The sequence below is a fragment of the Psychrobacter sp. JCM 18901 genome, from assembly GCF_000586435.1.
Taxonomy (GTDB): domain Bacteria; phylum Pseudomonadota; class Gammaproteobacteria; order Pseudomonadales; family Moraxellaceae; genus Psychrobacter.
The window spans coordinates 1-516 of sequence record NZ_BAWH01000057.1; the positions used below are offsets into that span (position 1 = coordinate 1).

At 45.7% G+C, this 516-nt stretch carries 1 pseudogene; it reads right to left on the reverse strand.

Annotated features, from left to right (window positions below):
* Positions 1–516 (reverse strand): annotated as a pseudogene (locus TT11_RS16565) (IS982 family transposase); the annotation flags it as partial.

The following is a 516-nucleotide window of genomic DNA, read 5'->3' on the forward strand; positions in this document are numbered from 1 at the left end:
CCTTAACAGGCACTCTGTCATCCGTATTACCCGCAGTGACTTTAACAGATACAAGCTCGCCCTTATGATTGATAATGGCGTGCAGCTTAAAGCCATAGAACCAGCATGCTGCTTTTGCCTTCGGGTTCGCAAGTCCCTTAACGACTTTATGACGGTAGATACGCTTGTTATGACAAACTGCTATCTTGGTTGAATCAATATAGCTGATGCCCGTACAGTCGCCCATCATGCTTTGCAAGTAGCTGCACAGTGGCATGATACTGCGCGGCACAAGCTCTATAAATCGCGAGTACTCGGCAGATTTGGAAACGCCCGTTTCATCATGCCAAGCATGTGATGGTAGTAAAACGCCTTAAACTGTCGATACCGCAGTTGATGAAACAGTACCAAGACAGTCATAATCTCTGCTACACTTATCTGGCATGCTCTTAACCTTTGGTGTCCCGTTGCGATTAAATGAGCGTCAAACTCAGGTTTGAATTGCTGATAAAGTCGTCAATATGGCAGTAGAGTTCG